The sequence below is a fragment of the Variovorax paradoxus genome, assembly GCF_022009635.1.
Taxonomy (GTDB): domain Bacteria; phylum Pseudomonadota; class Gammaproteobacteria; order Burkholderiales; family Burkholderiaceae_C; genus Variovorax.
The window spans coordinates 6192337-6212220 of record NZ_CP091716.1; the positions used below are offsets into that span (position 1 = coordinate 6192337).

18 protein-coding genes and 1 tRNA gene are annotated in these 19884 nt (G+C 68.4%); 10 read left to right on the top strand and 9 right to left on the bottom strand.

Annotated features, from left to right (window positions below):
- Nucleotides 1-27 precede the first annotated feature (27 nt).
- The 8 genes from L3V85_RS28910 (at nt 28) to L3V85_RS28945 (ending at nt 10111) form a co-directional block, all read left to right on the top strand.
- Nucleotides 28-882 carry an AAA family ATPase gene (locus L3V85_RS28910; protein WP_093246711.1) on the top strand — a complete coding sequence of 285 codons (855 nt, stop codon included), beginning with the start codon at nt 28-30 and terminating at the stop codon, nt 880-882.
- A gap of 4 nt (nt 883-886) precedes the next feature.
- Nucleotides 887-1132 (top strand): hypothetical protein, encoded by a 246-nt coding sequence (locus L3V85_RS28915; RefSeq protein WP_237676074.1) that lies wholly within the window; start codon nt 887-889, stop codon nt 1130-1132.
- Nucleotides 1133-1166: 34 nt separating this feature from the next.
- Complete coding sequence (locus L3V85_RS28920) at nt 1167-1754, top strand: GNAT family N-acetyltransferase (protein ID WP_237676075.1); 588 nt, start codon at nt 1167-1169, stop codon at nt 1752-1754.
- A gap of 25 nt (nt 1755-1779) precedes the next feature.
- The gene (locus L3V85_RS28925; RefSeq protein WP_081268833.1) at nt 1780-2967 is read left to right on the top strand and encodes a vWA domain-containing protein; all 1188 of its coding nucleotides are present in this window, start codon (nt 1780-1782) and stop codon (nt 2965-2967) included.
- A gap of 67 nt (nt 2968-3034) precedes the next feature.
- Nucleotides 3035-4972 carry an autotransporter assembly complex protein TamA gene (locus L3V85_RS28930; protein WP_237676076.1) on the top strand — a complete coding sequence of 646 codons (1938 nt, stop codon included), beginning with the start codon at nt 3035-3037 and terminating at the stop codon, nt 4970-4972.
- A gap of 10 nt (nt 4973-4982) precedes the next feature.
- Nucleotides 4983-9071: a translocation/assembly module TamB domain-containing protein gene (locus tag L3V85_RS28935; protein WP_237676077.1), complete on the top strand. Its 4089-nt coding sequence runs from the start codon at nt 4983-4985 to the stop codon at nt 9069-9071.
- A gap of 65 nt (nt 9072-9136) precedes the next feature.
- A tRNA-Arg gene (locus L3V85_RS28940) sits at nt 9137-9211 on the top strand.
- 717 nt (nt 9212-9928) lie between these two features.
- Complete coding sequence (locus tag L3V85_RS28945; protein WP_237676078.1) at nt 9929-10111, top strand: hypothetical protein; 183 nt, start codon at nt 9929-9931, stop codon at nt 10109-10111.
- 18 nt (nt 10112-10129) lie between these two features.
- On the opposite strand, the gene L3V85_RS28950 is transcribed toward L3V85_RS28945, so the two are convergent.
- Nucleotides 10130-10477: a hypothetical protein gene (locus L3V85_RS28950; RefSeq protein ID WP_237676079.1), complete on the bottom strand. Its 348-nt coding sequence runs from the start codon at nt 10475-10477 to the stop codon at nt 10130-10132.
- Nucleotides 10471-10914 (bottom strand): DUF4124 domain-containing protein, encoded by a 444-nt coding sequence (locus L3V85_RS28955; protein ID WP_237676080.1) that lies wholly within the window; start codon nt 10912-10914, stop codon nt 10471-10473. Before L3V85_RS28955 ends, L3V85_RS28950 begins: the two co-directional genes overlap by 7 nt.
- Nucleotides 10915-11189: 275 nt before the next feature.
- Here L3V85_RS28955 and L3V85_RS28960 point away from each other — a divergent pair, with 275 nt between their 5' ends.
- Complete coding sequence (locus L3V85_RS28960; RefSeq protein WP_237676081.1) at nt 11190-12857, top strand: methyl-accepting chemotaxis protein; 1668 nt, start codon at nt 11190-11192, stop codon at nt 12855-12857.
- Between the two features lie 12 nt (nt 12858-12869).
- Here L3V85_RS28960 and L3V85_RS28965 read toward each other — a convergent pair whose 3' ends face one another.
- Together L3V85_RS28965 and L3V85_RS28970 are read right to left on the bottom strand one after the other, a co-directional pair.
- Entirely contained in the window at nt 12870-13187 is a 318-nt protein-coding gene (locus tag L3V85_RS28965) for a hypothetical protein (protein ID WP_237676082.1), read from the bottom strand.
- Nucleotides 13188-13222: 35 nt separating this feature from the next.
- Complete coding sequence (locus tag L3V85_RS28970) at nt 13223-13486, bottom strand: hypothetical protein (RefSeq protein WP_237676083.1); 264 nt, start codon at nt 13484-13486, stop codon at nt 13223-13225.
- A 262-nt stretch (nt 13487-13748) separates the two neighbouring features.
- Between L3V85_RS28970 and L3V85_RS28975 the strand changes: the two genes are divergently transcribed.
- Nucleotides 13749-15281 (top strand): hypothetical protein, encoded by a 1533-nt coding sequence (locus tag L3V85_RS28975; protein WP_237676084.1) that lies wholly within the window; start codon nt 13749-13751, stop codon nt 15279-15281.
- Between the two features lie 19 nt (nt 15282-15300).
- On the opposite strand, the gene L3V85_RS28980 is transcribed toward L3V85_RS28975, so the two are convergent.
- The 5 genes from L3V85_RS28980 to L3V85_RS29000 are packed head-to-tail and all read right to left on the bottom strand — an operon-like array spanning nt 15301 to nt 19870.
- Nucleotides 15301-16014, bottom strand: a complete 714-nt coding sequence (locus tag L3V85_RS28980; protein WP_237676085.1) for an EthD family reductase — start codon at nt 16012-16014, stop codon at nt 15301-15303.
- Nucleotides 16011-17198 (bottom strand): NADH:flavin oxidoreductase/NADH oxidase, encoded by a 1188-nt coding sequence (locus L3V85_RS28985; protein ID WP_237676086.1) that lies wholly within the window; start codon nt 17196-17198, stop codon nt 16011-16013. Before L3V85_RS28985 ends, L3V85_RS28980 begins: the two co-directional genes overlap by 4 nt.
- 12 nt (nt 17199-17210) lie before the next feature.
- Nucleotides 17211-18155, bottom strand: a complete 945-nt coding sequence (locus L3V85_RS28990) for a DMT family transporter (RefSeq protein ID WP_237676087.1) — start codon at nt 18153-18155, stop codon at nt 17211-17213.
- 1 nt (nt 18156) lies between these two features.
- Nucleotides 18157-19125 (bottom strand): MBL fold metallo-hydrolase, encoded by a 969-nt coding sequence (locus tag L3V85_RS28995; RefSeq protein ID WP_237676088.1) that lies wholly within the window; start codon nt 19123-19125, stop codon nt 18157-18159.
- A gap of 34 nt (nt 19126-19159) precedes the next feature.
- Nucleotides 19160-19870, bottom strand: a complete 711-nt coding sequence (locus L3V85_RS29000) for an ABC transporter ATP-binding protein (protein WP_081268846.1) — start codon at nt 19868-19870, stop codon at nt 19160-19162.
- Between the last annotated feature and the right edge of the window lie 14 nt (nt 19871-19884).

Genomic DNA, 19884 nt, shown 5'->3' on the forward strand with positions numbered 1-19884 from the left:
CCAGCCTTCGTCCCACTCATCTCACTCATGAAATTCCAGGGCTCCGACAACTACGTCGCCACGCAAGACCTGATGCTCGCCGTCAACGCGGCCATCACCCTCAAGCGCCCGCTGCTCGTCAAGGGCGAGCCCGGCACGGGCAAGACCATGCTGGCCGAGGAAGTGGCCCAGTCGCTGGGCCTGCCGCTGCTGCAGTGGCACATCAAGTCGACCACCAAGGCACAGCAGGGCCTGTACGAATACGACGCCGTGAGCCGCCTGCGCGACTCGCAGCTCAAGGACCTGGACGGCGGCGAACGCGTCAGCGACATCAACAACTACATCGTCAAGGGCGTGCTCTGGCAGGCCTTCACGGCCGACCAGCCGGTGGCGCTGCTGATCGACGAGATCGACAAGGCCGACATCGAATTCCCGAACGACCTGCTGCGCGAAATCGACCGCATGGAGTTCTACTGCTACGAGACGCGCGAGCTCATCCGCGCCAAGCACCGGCCCGTGGTGTTCATCACCTCGAACAACGAGAAGGAACTGCCCGACGCCTTCCTGCGCCGCTGCTTCTTCCACTACATCAAGTTCCCCGACGCGGAGACGATGAAGCACATCGTCGCGGTGCACTTCCCCGGCCTCAAGCAGGAGCTGCTCACCGCCGCGATGAAGACCTTCTACGACGTGCGCAATCTGCCCGGCCTGAAGAAGAAGCCCTCCACTTCCGAGCTGCTCGACTGGCTCAAGCTGCTGGTGGCCGAAGACATTCCGCTCGAGGCGCTGCAGAGCAAGGACGACAAGGTCGCCGTGCCGCCGCTGGTGGGCGCGCTGCTCAAGAACGAACAGGACGTGACGCTCTTCGAGAAGCTCGTCTTCATGCAACGCAACAACCGCTGACCCCATGAGCGGACAAAAACACTCCACCAAGCAGCTCATGAAGCTGGGCATTGCCCAGGCCGTGATGTTCATGGTGGGCGCGATGCTGGGCCGCGGGCTCGGGCTGCTGCTGGGCCTCGATGCCTTCGGCAGCGGCGAGTACAACAAGCGCGAGCTCTTCGGCATCGCGCTGATCGGCCTGGGCGGTGGCGCCGGCGCGCAGGCCGCGCGCGCCTGGTACGTGCACAAGTACGGCGACCCGCGCGGCTGACACCCATACAAGCTCGAACAGAGTCGGAGAAAAGATGGCGTTCGTCGAACCTGTCACGCTGAAGGCCCGCGACCTCGCGCTGGTGCCGCTGTCGCTCGAACACGAAGACGGCCTGCGCGCCGCGGCCGCCGACGGCGAGCTGTGGAAGCTGCGCGTCACCTCCGTGCCCGAGCCCGAGAACACGCGCGCCTACATCGAGACCGCGCTGAAGACGCCCGACCGCTTCGCCTTCGCGGTGACCGAGGCCGCCAGCGGCAAGGTGCTGGGCACCAGCAGCTTCCACGACATCCTGCCGACGGTGAAGCGCGTGGAGATCGGCTACACGTGGTACGCCGCGCACTGCCAGCGCACCCACGTCAACACCACCTGCAAGCTGCTGCTGCTCACGCATGCCTTCGACGTGCTGGGCTGCAACACCGTGGGCTGGCGCACCGACAACTTCAACTTCGCGTCGCAGCGCGCCATCGAGCGTCTGGGCGCGAAGAAAGACGGCGTGATCCGCGGCCATGCGATGCGCCGCGACGGCACCATCCGCGACACCGTCATGTACAGCCTGCGCGCGGGCGAATGGCCCGAGGTCAAGGCACAGCTGCTGTACCTGCTCGACAAGCCGCGCGGCTGACAGACAGACACACAAGGAGCGCTCCATGCTCATCGACTTCTTCTACACGCTGCGTTCGGCCAAGCTGCCGGTGTCGGTCAAGGAATACCTCACGCTGCTGGAGGCCCTGCAGGCCGACGTGGTCGGCCCCAACTCCGACGGCGCCTACGGCATCGACGACTTCTACTACCTCTCGCGCACCGCGCTCGTGAAGGACGAGAAGCACTACGACAAGTTCGACCGTGCCTTCGCCGCCTACTTCAAGGGCGTGGAGATGCTCACCGACTTCACCAAGGAAGTGCCGCTCGACTGGCTCAAGAAGACGCTGGAGCGCGAGTTCACGGCCGAAGAGAAAGCCAAGATCGAGAAGATGGGCTGGGACGAGCTCATGGAAACGCTCAAGAAGCGCTTCGAGGAGCAGAAGGAACGCCACGAAGGCGGCAGCAAGTGGATCGGCACCGGCGGCACCTCGCCCTTCGGCAACGGCGGCTACAACCCGCAGGGCATACGCATCGGCGGCGCGGGCAAGAACAAGAGCGCCGTGAAGGTGTGGGACCAGCGCGCCTACAAGGACTACGACGACACGCAGGAGCTGGGCACGCGCAACATCAAGGTGGCGCTGCGCCGGCTGCGCAAGTTCGCGCGCGAGGGCCACGACGAAGAGCTGGACCTCGACGACACCATCCACTCGACCGCGGCCAACGCAGGCTTTCTCGACATCAAGATGCGGCCCGAGCGCCACAACAACGTCAAGGTGCTGCTGCTGATGGACGTGGGCGGCACCATGGACGAGCACATCCAGCGCGTGGAAGAGCTGTTCTCGGCCGTGAAGACCGAGTTCAAGCACCTGGAGTTCTTCTACTTCCACAACTGCGTGTACGACTTCATGTGGAAGAACAACAAGCGCCGCTTCTCCGAGAAGTTCGCGACCTGGGACATCCTGCGCAAGTACAACAAGGACTACAAGCTCATCTTCGTCGGCGACGCGACCATGAGCCCCTACGAGATCCTGCAGCCCGGCGGCAGCGTCGAGTACAACAACGAAGAGGCCGGCGCCGAGTGGATCCAGCGCCTCACGCACACCTTCCCCAAGTTCGCGTGGATCAACCCCGAGCCGCAGGGCGTGTGGCAGTACCGCCAGAGCATCGCGGTGATGCAGCAGCTCATGTCCAACAGGATGTATCCGCTGACCTTGCGCGGCCTCGAAGAAGCCATGCGCATGCTGTCCAAGTAAGTAGGACGAAGCCGGCGATCTGGCGGGGCCTTCAGGAACCGGCCGGGCTTGCTGTCAGAATCCGCCCATGGTCAGGGTGGTTCCAGTTTCCTTGCCGGCGTGGTGGCCGGCTTTGCTTTTTTCCGGCGTCCTGCTTCTGCAAGGCTGCAGCCTGCTGCCGAAGAAAGATGCGTCCGAAGGCAAGCCCGTGGCCGGTCTCGTGCGCGGCGACAGCACCGCGGATACCACCAAAGACAACAGGAACAGCGACGACAAGAAGGACAAGGCAGACAAGCGCGACGCCTTCACCGTCGACGTGCGCGGCCCCGAGGCCGTGCGCGACTATCTCAAGCTGCACCTCGAGATCCAGCGCTACCGCGAGCTCGACGACCTCGGCGCCACCGAAATATCCCGCCTCATGGTGGCCGCCGAAGCCAACGCCCGCGAGCTGCTGGGCACCCTCGGCTACTTCACGCCCACGCTGACGCTCGAGCTCAACGAAACGCCGCAGGGCGCCAAGGCCCCGCGCGAGATCGTCATCACCGTCTCGCCCGGCGAGCTCACCAAGGTGAGCAACGTGCAGATCAGCTACGGCGGCCCGATTGCCGACGACGCCACTGCCGAGGCCCAGCGCGATTCGATCCGAACCGCCTGGGCGCTGCGCGCGGGCCAGCCCTTCACGCAGCAGGCGTGGGACGAGGCCAAGACCACCGCGCTGCGCAGCCTCACGGCCAAGCGCTTTCCCACGGGCAACATCGAGATCAGCCGCGCCGAGGTCGATGCCGACCGCCACGAGGCGCGCCTGAGCGTCACCTACCAGTCGGGCCCGGCCTACAAGTTCGGCCCGCTGGTGCTGCGCGGCATCCAACGCTACGACCCCGACGGCGCACGCCGCATCGCGCGCCTGCCCAGCGGGCAGGACTACGACCAGCAGAAGCTGCTCGACGCGCAGCAGCGCCTGGCCAGCAGCGGCTACTACGACTCGGTGTTCCTCACGCTCGACACCGAAAGCGGCAACCCGCTGGCCGCGCCCGTCATCGCGCAACTGCGCGAAGCGCCATTGCAGAAGGTGGTGCTGGGCGCCGGCTTCACCACCGACAACGGCCCGCGCCTGTCGGTCGATCACATCCACAACCAGGTGCCGCTGCTCGGCTGGCGCGCGGTATCGCGGCTGTCGGTGGACCGCGACATCAAGTCGCTGAGCACCGAGCTCAACGCCATTCCCGACGACCACGGCTGGCGCTGGTTCTCCGGCGCGGAACTCAAGAGCGAGCAGTCGGGCAGCTACGTGGTCGACAGCGGACGCCTGCGCGGGGGGCGCAACAAGTCGAGCGACCACATCGACCGCAGCTACTTCCTGCAGTACGACTACGCGCAGAACCGCGGCACCAACGCGCCCCCCTCGGCCTCCGCCGTCACCGCCAACTGGGGCTGGACCGGGCGCTACTTCGACAACAACTCCGCGCCCTCGCGCGGCTTCGGCATTGCGCTCGAAGTGGCGGCGGGCTACACGCTCACCGGCATGCAGACGCCCTTCACACGCACCTACGCGCGCTGGCTCGGCGTGTTGCCGCTGGGCTCGAGCGACGACAAGGAAACCAACGCGCGCCGCAGCCGCCTGCAACTGCGGCTCGAAGGCGGCGCGGTGGCGGCCAAGGACAGCGCGCAGATCCCGTCCACCCTGATGTTCCTGACCGGCGGCGACACCACCGTGCGCGGCTACAGCTACAAGCAGATCGGCACCGTGCGCCCCGACGGCACCACCGTGGCCGGCCGCTACCTGGGCGTGGCGAGCGTCGAGTGGCAACGCCCCGTCGTCTACAACAACAAGCTCACCGACTGGGAGAGCGTGGTGTTCGTCGATGCCGGCGCCGTGGCCGACAAGCCCGCGGAACTCAAGCCCAAGGTGGGCGTGGGCGTGGGCGCGCGCTGGCGCAGCCCGGTGGGGCCGGTGCAGGCCGACCTCGCCTACGGCGTGGACAGCAAGAGATTCCGCCTGCACTTCCGTCTCGGCTTCACCTTCTGATTGCCTGTCGATGCAGAACGACGCCAACAACACCGATCCCGCGACCCCGCAGACGCCCGCCGTCGTCAAGCGCTCGCGCACGCGCCGCGCGCTGCGCGCCTTCGCATGGACGGTGCTCGGCCTCTTCGTGGCCGTGCTGCTGCTGGGCGCGGGCGCGTGGTGGTGGCTGGGCTCTAACAAGTCGCTGGCCTTCGCGCTCGCGCAGGCGGCGCAGCGCCTGCCCGCCGGTCAGACGCTGGAGAGCCGCGACGTCACCGGCTCGCTGCGCACCGGCGGCCGCATCGGCTGGCTCAAGTACCAGAGCGAGAGCATCGCCGTCGAAGTAAACGACGCCACCATCGGCTGGCAGCTCGCGCCGCTGTTCCAGCGCAAGGTGCAGCTCGGCGAAGTGCATGCCAAGCAGGTGCTCATCGAAAAGCGCGGCCCGCCGAGCGACAAGCCCACCGAGCCGCTGCAGCAGCTGGCGCTGCCGGTCGATGTCGACGTGCCCTTCCGCATCGACGAAGTGCGCTGGGCCGGCCCGCCCGCGCTGCAGGCGCTCAACCTGTCGGGCAGCTACAGCTACAAGGCCGCCGAGCACGCGCTCGAAGTGAAGGGTGTGGACATTGCCGACGGCCACTACAGCGCGCGCGTCAAGCTGCAGGGCCCCGCGCCGATGGCGATCGACGCCTCGCTCAACGGCCGCGTGAAGGCCCCGCTGGCCGAAGACCACGACATCGACGTGCTGGCCGAAGCCACCGTCAAGGGCACGCTCACCGGCACCGAAGCCCGCCTGCAGGTGGCCGCCGAACTCAAGCCTGCCGAGGAAAGCCCCGACGCCCCGATGGAAGCCAGGCTGCAGGCGCAGATCGCGCCGTGGCTGCCTCAGCCGGTGATCGATGCCAAGGCCGACCTGCGCAACGTCGATGCCTCCAGCCTGTGGCCCGGCGCGCCGGAAACCCGGCTCACCGGCACCGTCGAACTCACGCCCGACGCCGACACCGGCCCGGCCGCATGGAAGGCATCGGCCGACATCCGCAACAGCGTGGCCGGCCCGTGGGACGAAGAAAAACTCCCGGTCGAACAGGTGCAGGCCCGCGTGGGTTTCGACGGCACCAGCTGGACCATTCCCGAAGCCACCGTGCGCGCGGGCGGCGGGCGCATCGACGCGGCCGGCAAGTGGAGCCCCGCGCCCGCCCCGTGGCAGGCCCAGGCCACCGTGCGCGGCGTGCGGCCCGGCGCGCTGTACACCGAGCTTTCCGGCGCGCCCGTGAGCGGCACGCTCAAGGCCGAGCAGAAAGAAAGCACCATCAGCTTCGACGCCGCGCTGCGCGCCGAAGGCGGCGCCGGCAGCAAGGCGCTGCCCGGCTTCGCGCTCGACCGCGCGCTGGCCCAGGGCCAGTGGAAAGACCAGGTGCTCGACCTGCGCACCTTGCGCATCGAAGCCCAGCGCGCCAGCATCGACGGCAAGCTGCAGGTGCGCGTGGCCGACCAGGCCGGCAGCGGCAAGCTCAGCCTGGTGCTGCCGGGCGGCAGCGCGCAGGTCGAAGGCCGTATCGCGCCCACCGCGGGCAGCGGCGACATCAAGGCCAGCATCGACGACGCCGACGCCGTGCAGCGCTGGGTGCAGGGCCTGCCGGGGCTGTCGAACGTGTTCGCGAACGCCAGCGCCAAGGGCTCGGCCAAGCTGGACGCGAACTGGCAGGGCGGCTGGCAGACCATCCAGCGCCGCCTGCAGAACGCGACCGCGCCGGCACAGCGCGGCACCGCCGAGCCCACGCTCAAGGCCATGCTCGGCGTGCCCCGCCTCGACCTGCACCTGCCGGCCTCCGAGCCCGGCGGCGCAGCCACCGCCGTGCAACTGAACGGCCTGCGCGCCGAACTCGCCGGCAGCCTCGCGCAAGCCAGCCTCACGCTGCAGGGCGAAGCCACCACCGGCACCCAGAAAATCACCATCGACACCCGCGCCAGCGGCGGCCTCGCGGGCAACGACCAATGGCGCGCGGCGCTCGCCAGCCTGCGCCTGCAGGCCCAGGACAGCGTCAGCCCCGGCAGCGCCCCCTGGGTGCTGGAGCTGAGCCGCGAAGTGACGGCCACCATCCGCAGCACCAGCGGCAACGCCGCGCGGCTGGACATCGAAGCCTCCGCCGCCGCGGCCACCCTGCGCGGCCCGGTGCCCGGCACCGTGCGCATCGACTGGCAGCCGCTGCGCTTCAGCCAGAGCGGCGCGGCGCCCAACCGGGTGTTCCGCGTGCAGTCCAAGGGCCAGCTGCAGGGCCTGCCCATGGCATGGGCCGGCGCGCTCGGCGCCAACACCACGCTGGGCGAATACGGCATCAGCGGCGACCTGATGTTCGACGGCGACTGGGACATCGACGCCGGCGACACCCTGCGCGCCAAGGCCCGCCTCGCGCGCCAGAGCGGCGACATCCGCGTGCAGGCCGGCGAGGCCGCGCTGGTCACGCGCATCGTGAGCACCGGCACGGGCACCGCCAGCGAACGCACCATGAACTCCGCCACCGCCCCCAACGGCGTGGAAGCGCCCAGCACCCCGGCCGGCCTGCGCCAGGCCGAGCTGCGGCTCGACGCGCAAGGCGACGCCGTGCGCGCCAGCCTGACATGGGACAGCGAACGCGCCGGCAAGATCAACGCCGACATCGACACCCGCGTGCAGCAGCGCGCCGGCGGCTGGCAATGGGCGCCAGACGCGCCGCTGGGCGGCACCATCAAGGCCAGCCTGCCCAACCTGGGCGTGTGGTCGATGCTCGCGCCGCCGGGCTGGCGCATTGCCGGCACGCTCGACGCCGCCGCCACCCTGTCGGGCAACCGCGCCGTGCCGCGCTGGAACGGCACCCTGGGCGCCGACAAGCTCGCGCTGCGCGCGCCGGTCGAAGGCCTGGACCTGCGCGACGGGCGGCTGCGCGCATCGCTGAACGGCGAGCGCGTGGAGATCACCGAATTCACGCTCAAGGGCGGCGCCGGCAGCTCCGCGCGCATTGCCGGCCAGAGCGGCAACCGCAGCACCGCCGCCAGCGAGGCCCGCTCCGACGGCGGCACGCTGTCGGCCACCGGCGACCTCAGCTGGGGCCCGGCCAGCGGCACTGCATCGGGCGTGCGCATGGCCATGCAGGGCCAGTTGCGCGCGCTGCGCGTGCTGGTGCGCACAGACCGGCAAGTCACGCTCTCGGGCGACCTGCAGGCCAAGCTGGACAACGGCCAGTTCACCGTGCGAGGCAAGCTCAAGACCGACCGCGCGGTCATCATCCTGCCCGACGAAACCGCGCCCAGCCTGGGCAGCGACGTGGTCGTGCGCTCCGCCGCCAAGGACCGCGAGGCGGCCGAGGCGGCGAAACGCGAATCCGAGCGCGCCGATGCCCAGGCCGCGAAACCGCAGACCGCCAAGCCGCCGGACATCGTCGTCAACTTCGACCTGGGCGACGACTTCGCGGTGCAGGGCCGCGGCATCACCACCCGCCTGGAAGGCGACCTGGAAATCCGCAGCACCCGGCTGAACGCCCCGCCGCGCATCACCGGCGAAGTGAAGACCGTGAAGGGCCAGTACCGCGCCTACGGCCAGCAGCTCGACGTGGAAACCGGCGTGGCCCGCTTCAACGGCCCCTTCGACAACCCCGCGCTGGACATCCTGGCCATTCGCCCGAACCTGTCGCAGCGCGCGGGCGTGCAGATCACCGGCACCGCGCAGTCGCCGCGCGTGAAGCTGTATTCCGAGCCCGCCCTGTCGGACGCCGAAACCCTGTCATGGGTGATCCTGGGCCGCGCATCCGCCACCAGCGGCGGCGAATCGGCGCTGCTGCAGCAGGCGGCGCTGTCGCTGCTGGGCAAGATCGGCGGCAGCGGCTCCGGCGGCAGCCTGGCCAGCCGCTTCGGGCTGGACGAACTGGGCTTCAAGGGCCCGGGCAGCGGCGGCGACCTGCGCGAATCGGCGGTGACGCTGGGCAAGCGGCTGTCGAAGGACTTCTACATCACCTACGAGCGCAGCATCGGCGGGACCTTCGGCACGCTGTTCATCTTCTACGACCTGACCACCAAGCTCACGCTGCGGGGGCAGGCGGGGCAGACGAGCGGGCTGGATCTGATCTATACGGTGAAGTACGACTGACCGATTGAAGTCCGGTCCGGGGAAGGCGCGCTGCCAAGCTGGTAAAGTGCGGGCCGCCACCCTCCGTCTTCGTAGTTCAATGGATAGAACGGGGTCCTCCTAAGACTCAGATACAGGTTCGATTCCTGTCGAAGGCACCAGAAACCTGTTGATTCTCAACAGGTTTTTTTTTGGCCAGACGTTGCCGACACAACTGCCCCGGACTCACAGCGTCATCATCCTGACCCGGGCCAAAAGAGCTGACGAACGCAAGTTTTTACCGTTCCACCTGGGCGCGTTCGTGCAAGCTGTGCTGACGTCCCCAAAAGTGTCGGCAGCGCTGACGCAAGTTCACGGCGAGGCCGTATTGGCCGCCTTCAAGAATGCCTATTCCGTCAAATTGCTGAAACTGCCTGCAGGTCACACCGAAACCGACCTCCGTTGTGGACTGCTGGCTGATAGGCGAGGTCAAAGCACATTTCGACTACCGACAAGGTCAGCAATTTGTGTCCCAACGAGGCCTGCCGCACATACCCGCGCAATCCGAGAACTACTGGGCATTTCCCGTTGCCTGAACAGCCCCGTTCCTCTCTAAAGTAAACGCCCTCGTCCCCCAACACCCCACCAAGTGGGCAAGGAGCGCAACCCCCTCAAGCACCTGAACGATTGAACCGCACCACCTCGCAGCGGGTCATCGGCGCGTAGCCGCATCGATGCAAATGCGAGGTCCCAAAAGGCGACGGCCGGGATGCGTCAACACCCCAGCCGTCTGACCAAGTGAAGTGCCCAACTTTCGAAAGGAAGCACCCCAAATGGCTACCCGGAATATAGCCCGCCCCTCCACGCCCCTAGCTCACGCCGACGCCCCACCCGACGCCGTGACGCTCCTGGAGGAAAAGAGCACGCAGCTCTATTCGCTGCTCTGCTATTGCCACGGCAACGGCCCGCCGCAGCAGGAAGACGCAGGGCCAGAACATCGCGGCAACGTGTTCTGGCTCGCTTCGGAATTGGCAAGAGAAGTGATGAACCTGATTCAGGTCTGCATCCCGCGAGAGCGGTAGGCAGCACAGGCCGATCGCTCAACGCCGCACGTAGCTCTTCGCCCCGCTGTCGCTCAGGCAGTACTGCCCGCCGCGCGGCCCGGTGCATATGCGCCCCGATCTGCAAGAGCAATCGCCGGTGCCGGCGGGCGGCTGCGGTGCCAGCAAGTTGCGCACCGCGCCCCCGCCGCCCTGCGGCCCCGTGCAAACCTTCTTCGATCCGCTGATCGAGCCGTCATTGCACACGAACAACTCGCCGGAGCAATGCGACACACCGCCCTTGCTTCCCGAGCAGGGGTAGTTCGCGGCAACGGCGTTGAAGGCCAACGCGCATGCGCCAAGCGCGAACAGCAACGCCGCGCGCCACATGATCGAGCGGCTCAGCATTTCAGGTCGAAGAAAGACTTCCGGGCCTTGTACAACGCGACCTCCGCGCGACCCTTCTCCGCACCGCTCGTTCGCGCCACGTCGCCCTGCAATTCGGCAATCTGCCCATCGAGCGTATCGCAGCGGGCTTGAACGCCGGCCGGCAGGTTCACGCGGTGCCGCAGGACATTCATGTCCTCATGCGACTTTCCGGTGAGCGGCCGGAAGGCCGTGTCCATCGACTTGCGAAACTCCTCGCGCTGCACCTCAGCGCCCTTGCGCGATGTGCCGCCCATCTTGTCCATGCCTTGCGTCGGCGTCACGTCGACGGTCTTGCCACCCACGCAAGGCGCGTCGGAGTAGCTGACCTTTCCGCCGGTTTCGCAGCGGTAGACGGGCGGCTGGGCAAGCGCTGTCGAGGTGGCGCAAAGCAAGAGACAGGCGAGCAGAACTCTCACGTCGAATCTTTCACGATGGGGTTCACTGGCGGCCGGCGACCTATGGCGCGGCGGGGATTTCTCGAAACTAACATCGGCCGCGCCGCAAGCACCTGCTCGTGTTCCCTGAGCCCGTCCATCGCCGGCGCTGCACTCGCGGCTATCGCACGCTGAAGAAAAGATGAAGAAAACAAGGCCGCAAAGCCCTGCGGCACCAACTGTTAATTACTGGTAACGCGGCACGGCTCCAATCGGGCACGGGAACGTTCCCAGCCTTCTTCATTGCAGCCCCCCTCGTGACTTCCGCCACCGACCCACGCACTCCCCGCTCCCGCAACATCCTCGGCCGCCGGCTGCTGGCCACTTTCAGCGTCGTGCTGCTGCTGACCCTCGCGGGCTCGGGCATCGGCATCTGGTCGCTGGCGAAGGTGAACGACGCCACGCATGAGGCCATCCAGCAGAACGGCGTGTCGGAACGCCTGGTGGTCGACGCCTACCGCCTGCAGGCGATCAACGCCGAGCGCTACAAGGCGATGGCGCTGAGCTCCGAGCCCGAGGTCGGTGAGATCCTGGCCGCCGACATCCAGGCGACGGAAAAGCAATACAACGAGCTGATGCAGCAGGTCGACGAGCGCTTGAAGTCCGCGCCCGACCGCGCGCTGCTCGCGCAGATCGAAGCCGCGGGCACCGACTTCAAGGCGACCGTGAAAGAGCTGATCGCGGCGCGCGACTCGGGCCTGACGGAGCGCATCCGCAATGTCTATTCGCAGCGCTTCCAGCCGGGCTCGGCCGCGCTGCTGGCGGCGGTGTCGAAGCTCGCGCAGGCGCAGCGCGACGCCATCGACGCTGCAGACTCCCGCATCGACGGCCTGAGCGCCTCGGCGCGGCTGGCGCTGGTGGTGTTCTGCGCGGCGGCGCTGCTGGTGGGCGCGGTGCTGGCGCAGTGGCTGGTGCGCAGCATCAGCAGGCCGATCCGCGCGGCCGGCGAAACGGCGCAACGCGTGGCCAGCCTCGACCTGCGGCAGGACATCGCGGGCCACTCGCGCGACGAGGCAGGGCAGATGCTGCAGGCGCTGGGCGCGATGCAGGGCGCGCTGCGCGAACTGGTCGAGCGCGTGCGCGAGTCGGTGCAGAACGTGCGCGTGGCCGCGGGCGACATGGCGCAGGGCAATTCGGAACTCTCGTCGCGCACGGAAGAAGCCGCGTCGAGCCTGCAGCAGACGGCCGCCGCGCTGGAGCTGGTGATGCGCAACGTGGCGCAGTCGAGCGAGGCCGCGGGCCGCGCGGAGCAGATGGCGGGCGCCGCCGCCACGGTGGCTGCGCAGGGCGGCGAGGTGGTGTCGCAGGTGGTCGGCACGATGCAGGACATTCACCGCGCGTCGCACAAGATGGCCGACATCATCGGCGTGATCGACGGCATCGCGTTCCAGACGAACATCCTTGCGCTCAACGCGGCGGTGGAAGCCGCGCGCGCCGGCGAAGCGGGCCGGGGCTTCGCGGTGGTGGCGGCGGAGGTGCGGCAACTGGCCACGCGTTCCGCGGCGGCGGCGCGCGAGATCAAGGGCCTGATCGAGAACTCGGTGCAGCGCATCGAGGCCGGCACGCAACTGGCCGACAGCGCGGGCCAGACGATGGGCCGCATCATGGCGTCGATCCAGCAGGTGGCGGGCACGGTGAACGACATCACCGAGGCCACGCATGCGCAGACGCGCGACATCGGCCAGATCAACACCGCCGTCTCGCGGCTGGACCGCATGACGCAGCAGAACTCTGCGCTGGTGGAAGAGTCGGCCGCCGCGTCGCAAGGCCTGCGCGACCAGGCGCACAGCCTCGACGCGCTGATCAGCCAGTTCGTGCTGCCGGGCGACGGCGAGGCGGCGCAAGACGCGCGCGATGCGCAATGGCTGCCCGCCCGCAAGGTGCTGCTGGCGGCAACGCCCGAAGACCGCCTGCTGCCGGCCTGACGGGCAGCCTCGTCAGCGAATCAGGTCCATCGACGCGATCTGCGGCGTGACCTTGGCTTCGGTCGCGGTGAGCAACTGGCCGTTCGATTCTTTCCAGCACATGATGTTGGTCAAGCCCGAGCCCGCCGGGCCGGGCGCCTGAATCGACACCGCCTTCCAGCCCTTGCATGCGCCGCCCACGGTGGTGGGTCGGTCGAGAAACACGTATTCGGTGCCGGCGTCGATGCGCAGCACGCCCACCACGCCGGGCGGAAACGGCTTGCGCGTCTGGGCCGATGCCGTGCAGGCGACGGTGGCCATGACCATGGCCAAGAAGAAGATGCGCCCCATGCCTGATGCTCCGGTGTTTTTGTCGAAGGCCGATATTACTTTTGCGCTTCGGCACGCTGCCGCCAAGGCTTGTGCGCCCCGCCCTCCGAGCGCACGCTGACGAACTGGCTCGCGCGCAGCTTCACCCGTGCCACGGCGGCGTCGAGCGAGGGCTGGTCCATGATCACCAGCTCGCCATGCCGCAGGCCGTCCAGCGCGATTTCGGCCACGCCGGCATAGCCGCCGCTGACGCCCTGCTTGAAGTGGAACGAGCAAGACCAGCCGCCCTTCAGGTCGACGGAAATTGGATGTGAGGTCAAGGGTACGCGGGTGCTCTGGAACTGCCTGGCGCCATGCGGGCGGGCGTGTCCATGGATTGTTTTTTTTGGCGGGTCCAGTGTCGCGACAGCGCCGTCAGCGTCAATCCCATGAACGGGTTATTCGGTGCGGCGGCCGGCCCCTTCCCTACCTGATTTCGGTGATGGTCCGATGGCGTGGAAGCCGTTTCAATCGGCGCCTCGCGGCCGCAATCGGCGCGCCGCTTTGGAACTGTCTTCAGAAGAAGCAACGAGGAGATCGATCATGGATCGGAGAAGGTTTGCGCTCAGCGCGGTGGGCATCGCGGTATTGAGCGGATGCGGTGGCGGTGGCAGCGGAGGCGGCGGTGGCTTCGCCTTTCCTCCGGTCGGTGGGTCGCCCGCGCCCGCCCCGGGCGAGCCTTCCGCGCCGCTACCGCCCGCGCCGCAACCGCCGGTACCGCCCGCACCCAATCCACCGGCACCGCCGGCCGGCCCCGAGCTTGCAACGCCGACCCTGTTGCCCGCATCGACGATCCTCACGCAGAGCATCGAGACTGAAGACAGAACCCTCAACGCAGCTGTAGGCCCCGGCCAGGCGAACTTCTGGGACCTGCGGCCCGACTTCTGCATCGGGGACGGCTGGAAAAGCCAGTTCGCGGGTGCGCTGGCATTGGGCGTGAGAGTCGGCAGGAGTTCGGCCGGGTTCGACGGCGACCAGAAGTTCAAGGAACTGACGCCGCTGGGCCCGGAGATGACGGCGGCCGACGGCCTGAAGATCGTCTCGATCACGGACAACCCACAGTTCCAGTCGAACGGCTTTGCGGCGTTTCTGCATGCCGTGCCCGACGCACGGCTGCAGCAGACCCTGGACCTGCGGCAAGCCGTGGCCCCGGTGAACGTCCAGTGGACCGGCAAGTGGGGCGCGCTGCGTGGCAATTTCGTCGGCAGCGGCGACGACGTCATTGACCCTCCGGAGCCGGCCTTCATGCAGGTCGTGCTGCGCGACACCAGCGGCAAGGAGCTCCGAACCCTCTTCAAAGTCGACAGCACGGGCAACTCGAACACATGGGGGCAGCCCGCCGATCTGACGGACTTTGCCGGCCAGGTGGTCGTGCTGTCGTTCGAGCAGTGCAACTGCGGCCAGGGCACGTCGATCGAGATGGTGTCGGTGGACGACAGCGCGCCCCGCTCCCGGAGCTTCATCGTCAACGGCGACTTCAGCGCCGGCCTGTCCGGCTGGACCGTGTCGCCGACGCGAGGCGTCCAGAACATCCGCTCCGCTACCAGGACGCTGAACAAGCTCGAAGTCCAGCGCACCTTCTACGCTCAGCCCAACCAGTCGTGGGGGCGCATGACGGACACCTTCCACAACCCCACGGCGTCGTCCATCACGGCAAAGGTGACGTATGTCAGCTTCCTCGGCTCGGACGGCGCCGGCGTGATCTACCCACCGGCGAGTGCGCCGCAGAAGGCGGTGTCGGTGTGGGACGGCTACGGCCTGGGCCGCGACGCGGGCATCGTCTTCGGCACGGCAGACGGCGTCGACTACAGCTCCGCCTCGATGCTCAACTCACGGGACGGCAGGAACACGGTGACGGTGGACTTCAACATCACGGTGCCGGCCGGCGGCACGGTCACGCTGGCCAACTTCCTGATCCTGACGGGCACGAACACCTGGTTCGGCGCCACGAGCATCGCGGCCCGCGCCACCGATGTGGACACGCAGGCCGCCGCGATTGCCGCGAACTTCCGCACCGACGTTCTCTACCAGCGCGGCCTGACGCAGCTGCAGCTGGACACGCTGAAGAACTTCTGAGCGCGGAGCCCCGGGGGGCTCACACCACCCGGTGCTCTTCCACCACGAACGCCGTGATCTCCGCCAGGAAGGTGAGCGCATGCGCCATCGTCACCTGCCCTTGCGGCGACGCGAAGGCGGCGTTCAGCGTGTCGGTGTTCTCGAACCACAGCTCGACGATGCCGTCGATCGGCAGCTCGGGGTAGCCGCAGGGCGTGCCCTTCACGAACTCGCGCGCGGTCACCACGTTCTGGCGGTAGCCGCTCACGCCGGGCATGCGGCGCACATGGTCGGCGTGCACCCGCCATTCGCGGCGGAAGTCTTCCTCGGACTGCGCGGCCGGCCGGCGCAACAGCGAGATGCGCTTGAGCAGGCCATGGGGCTCGGGCGGCAGCGCGATCACTTCCGTCTGCGCGACCGTCACGATGTGCAGGCCGCCGAGAAAGCGCTCTTCGTCGGCGCGGATGGCCGTAGCCAGTTCGCCGTCGGTGAAGGCCTGGGTCGCCTGCGCGGCGGCGTCGAAGCGCAGCTGCGAAAAGCCGTCGAAGTCCCACGGCCCGCGCGCGAAGTCGATGCCGCGTTGCAGCCGGTCGACCACCAGGTTCTGCCGGTAGCCGCGCAGCGTGGGCAGTTGCGCCACCAGCGGGCCGTGCCGGTCGCGCCAGTGGCTGCGGAAGGCTTCGTCGGTCCAGTCGGGCTTCTTGCGGATCAGGCCCATGCGCAGGGTGGCGGGGGTCGTCGTCGATTCGGTCATTGCGTGCTTGTCTCCTGGTTGTTGTTGGATGCCGCCGCCGCTTCGGCCCGCGCACGCGCCAGGCCCGGGGCGCGCTTGGCCAGCCACACGCCGTGGCGCACGGGCCAGCGTTGGTAGCCGGGGTCCGCGCCGAGCGCGGCGGCCGCGTGGTGCGGCCAGTAGGGGTCGAAGAGCGCCTCGCGCCCGAGCGCGATCAGGTCGGCGTCGCCGGCGGCGAGCACGGCTTCGGCCTGCTCGGCGTCGACGATCATTCCCACGGCCTGCGTGGGCACCTGCGCCTCGCGCCGGATGCGCGCCGAGAACGGCACCTGGAAGCCCAGCCCGCGCGGCACCGGCAGCGCGCGCGTCTCTTCGGTGAGGCCGCCCGACGAGCAATCGATCACGTCGACGCCGCAGCGCTTGAGCTCGCGCGCGAGCACCACGGAATCGTCGAGGCTCCAGCCGTCGAGCGTGCCGTCCACCGCCGACAGGCGGCAGAACAGCGGCTTGTGCGCCGGCCATGCGGCGCGCACGCGCTGCGCGATTTCCAGCGCGAGCCACATGCGGTTGTCGCGGCTGCCGCCGAGCGCGTCGCCACGGTGGTTGGCGTTGGACGACAGAAAACTCGCGACGAGGTAGCCGTGCCCGAAGTGCAGCTCGACCACGTCGAAGCCCGCCTTGTCGGCGCGCAGCGTCGCGTCGACGAAATGCTTCACGACCGAGGCGACGCCGTTGGCGTCGAGCGCGCGCGGCGCCGACCAGCCCGGCCCGGCCGCGAGGGCGCTGGGCCCGAGGCGCTCCCATGGCTCTTCGTCGGCGGCCATGCGCGCGTCATCGAGCGCCGCGCCGCCTTCCCACAGCGGCTCGCTGCCGGCCTTGCGGCCCGCATGCGCCAGTTGCACGCCGATGGCGCTGCCCTGCGCATGCACGAAGTCGACCACGGCCTTCAGCGGCGCGATCTGGTTGTCGTTCCACAGGCCGAGGTCGGCCGTGCCGATGCGCCCGCGCGGATCGACCGCCGTGCTTTCGGTGAGGATCAGCCCCGCCCCGCCGAGCGCGAACTTGCCCAGGTGCACCATGTGCCACGGCGTGGCATGGCCGCGCTCGGCGGCGTGCTGGCACATGGGCGAGATGACGACGCGGTTGGCCAGCGTGAGGCCGCGCAGTTGCAAAGGCTGGAACAGCAGGGGAAGAGAGTCGGACATGAATGGCAGGAATCAGGGCGCGGTGGTAGTCGCGGCGGGCCGCGTGCCGAGCCAGGTGCCGCTCATCACGGCGACGAAGCCGAAGAGGTGCCACCACGTCAGCACTTCGCCCAGCAGCAGCGCCGCGAAGGCGACGCCGAACACCGGCACCCAGTAGAGAAAGACGGCCGTGCGCGCCACGCCGATGACGGAGATCGCACGGTTCCAGATGAGGTTGCCGGCCGCCGTGGCGGCAATGCCGGAGAACAGCACCAGCGCCCACGGCCATGCGCCGGGGAACAGCTCGGCGGTGCCCAGCCGCGAAGGGCCGAGCAAGGTATGCAGCACCAGCATGGCGGTGCCGATCATGTAGATCACCCAGCTGATCGACAGCGGATCGATCTGCCGCGCGAGCCGCTGCACGCCCACGCCGCCCACGGCGAAGCTCACCACCGCCAGCGCCAGCATCAGGTCGCCGATGCCGGCGCGCGAAAGGCCCGCGCCGGGGTGGCTCAGCACCACGGCCGCCACGCCCGCGAAGCCCAGCGCCACGCCCAGCATGCGCCGGGGCGTGAAGCGCTCGCGGAACACCAGCGCGGCCATGAGCGCCGACACCAGCGGGCTCAGCGCCATGATGAGCGCGCCGTTGGTGGCGGTGGAGCGCAGCAGGCCCTGCGCGAACAGGATCTGGTTGGCGTAGACCATGAGGAACGCGCAGCCCGTCATGGCCGCAAGCTGCCGCGCGCCGAGCGCGGGCACGCCGCCCCGGCGCCACAGCACGATGGCCGACAGCGCCAGGCATGCCACCACCATGCGCAGCGAGGCCAGCGGCAGCGACTCGAAGGACGTGGTGAGCGCCTTCACGGCGGACACGTTCACGCCCCACAGCACCATCGCCAGGAGCATCCAGCCCTGCACGGCGGCGGGTGTCGCGCCGGGTGCCGGCGCGGGTGCGCGCGCGGCGGAGGTGGGTGTCACATCAGCCTTCGAGTTCGTTCCACATCTCGATGTCGCGCTCCGCGGTCCAGATGCGCGGATGCACATAACCGGTGGCCTCGTCGTACGCGCGGGTCACGTCGAAGGGCATGCAGTGGTCGAAGATCACCCAGTGGCCGTAGGTGGGGCGCAGCGCGGCCACGGTTTCCTTGTAGATCGCGTTCAGCGTCTTGCCCTGGGCCACGCCGTTGTTGACCAGCGTGTACACGTCGGAGATGAAAGCGCGCGTGGAAGCGATGGCCTTGCGCACGTCGGCGGCGTTCTCCAGCGCGGCGCCGCGGCCGGGCACCAGCTTCTCGAAGCCGAAGCCCGCGAGGCGGTCGAGCGTGGTGGGCCAGTCGCGGAAGTAGCAGTCGCCGGCGTAGGCGGTGCTCTGGTATTCGACGAGGTCGCCCGCGAAGCAGATCTTCTGGTCTTCCAGGTAGGCGATGGTGTCGCCCTTGGTGTGGCCGCGGCCGACTTGCGCGATCTTGACTTCGAGCTTCTTGCCCAGCCACACGCTCATGGTGCCGTCGAAGGTCATGGTGGGCCAGGTCAGGCCCGCGGGCACCGATTCGACATTGCGGAACAGGCGCGGGAAGCGGCCGATCTCGCTGGCCTTGTCCTGCTCGCCGCGCTCGACGATCAGGTCGTAGGTGTCGCGGCTGGCGATGATCTGCTCGGCGCCTTCCTTGAAGTAGGCCGACGCGCCCAGCACGCGCACCGCGTGATAGTGGCTCAGCAGCACGTACTTGATGGGCAGCGGCGTGACTTCGCGGATGCGGCGGATCACGTCCTGCGCCATTGCCGGCGTGGCCTGGGTGTCGACCACCATCACGGCTTCGTCGCCGATGAAGATGCCGGTGTTGGGGTCGCCTTCGGCGGTGTAGGCGTAGGCGTTCTCCGAGAGGCGGGTGAACGAGACCTTCTTTTCCTCGAGGTCGGCGTGGCTGGCGAATTTCTTGGTGGTCATTGGAAGCAGTCCTTTGGAATGAGTGAGCAATGGGTCAGTGCGTGCCGAGGTACGCGGACTTCACCTTGGGGTTGTCGAGCAGCTCGCGCCCGGAGCCCTCGAGCGTGATGCAGCCGGTTTCCAGCACGTAGGCGCGGTCGGCCACGCCCAGCGCCTGCTTGGCCATCTGTTCCACCAGAAGGATGGTCAGGCCCGAGCTGCGCAGCTGGCGGATGGCGTCGAAGATGTCCTTGATGATGAGCGGGGCCAGGCCCAGCGAGGGCTCGTCCAGCAGCAGCAGGCGCGGCTCGCTCATGAGCGCGCGGGCAATGGCCAGCATCTGCTGCTCGCCGCCCGACAGCGTGCCCGAGGGCTGGTGCTGGCGCTCCTTCAGGCGCGGGAAGCGCGCGAACTCGCGTTCGATGGCGTTCTCCACGAAGGCCTTGTCGTTGCGGCGCGAGTAGGCGCCCAGCATCAGGTTCTCGCGCACCGTCTGGTCGGGGAACACGCCCCGTCCTTCGGGCGAAAGCGCCACGCCCAGGCCCACGCGCTTGTGCGAGGGCACATGGGTGCAGTCGTTGCCGTCGATGAGCACGCGGCCCTCGGCCACGGGCTCCAGCCCGACGATGCTCTTGAGCAGCGTGCTCTTGCCGGCGCCGTTGGCGCCGATGATGGTGACGACCTCGCCGGCGCGCACTTCCAGGCTCACGCCCTTGACGGCCTCGATGGCGCCGTACGAGACCTTCACCGATTCGATTTTCAGCATGATGGTTTCGGTCT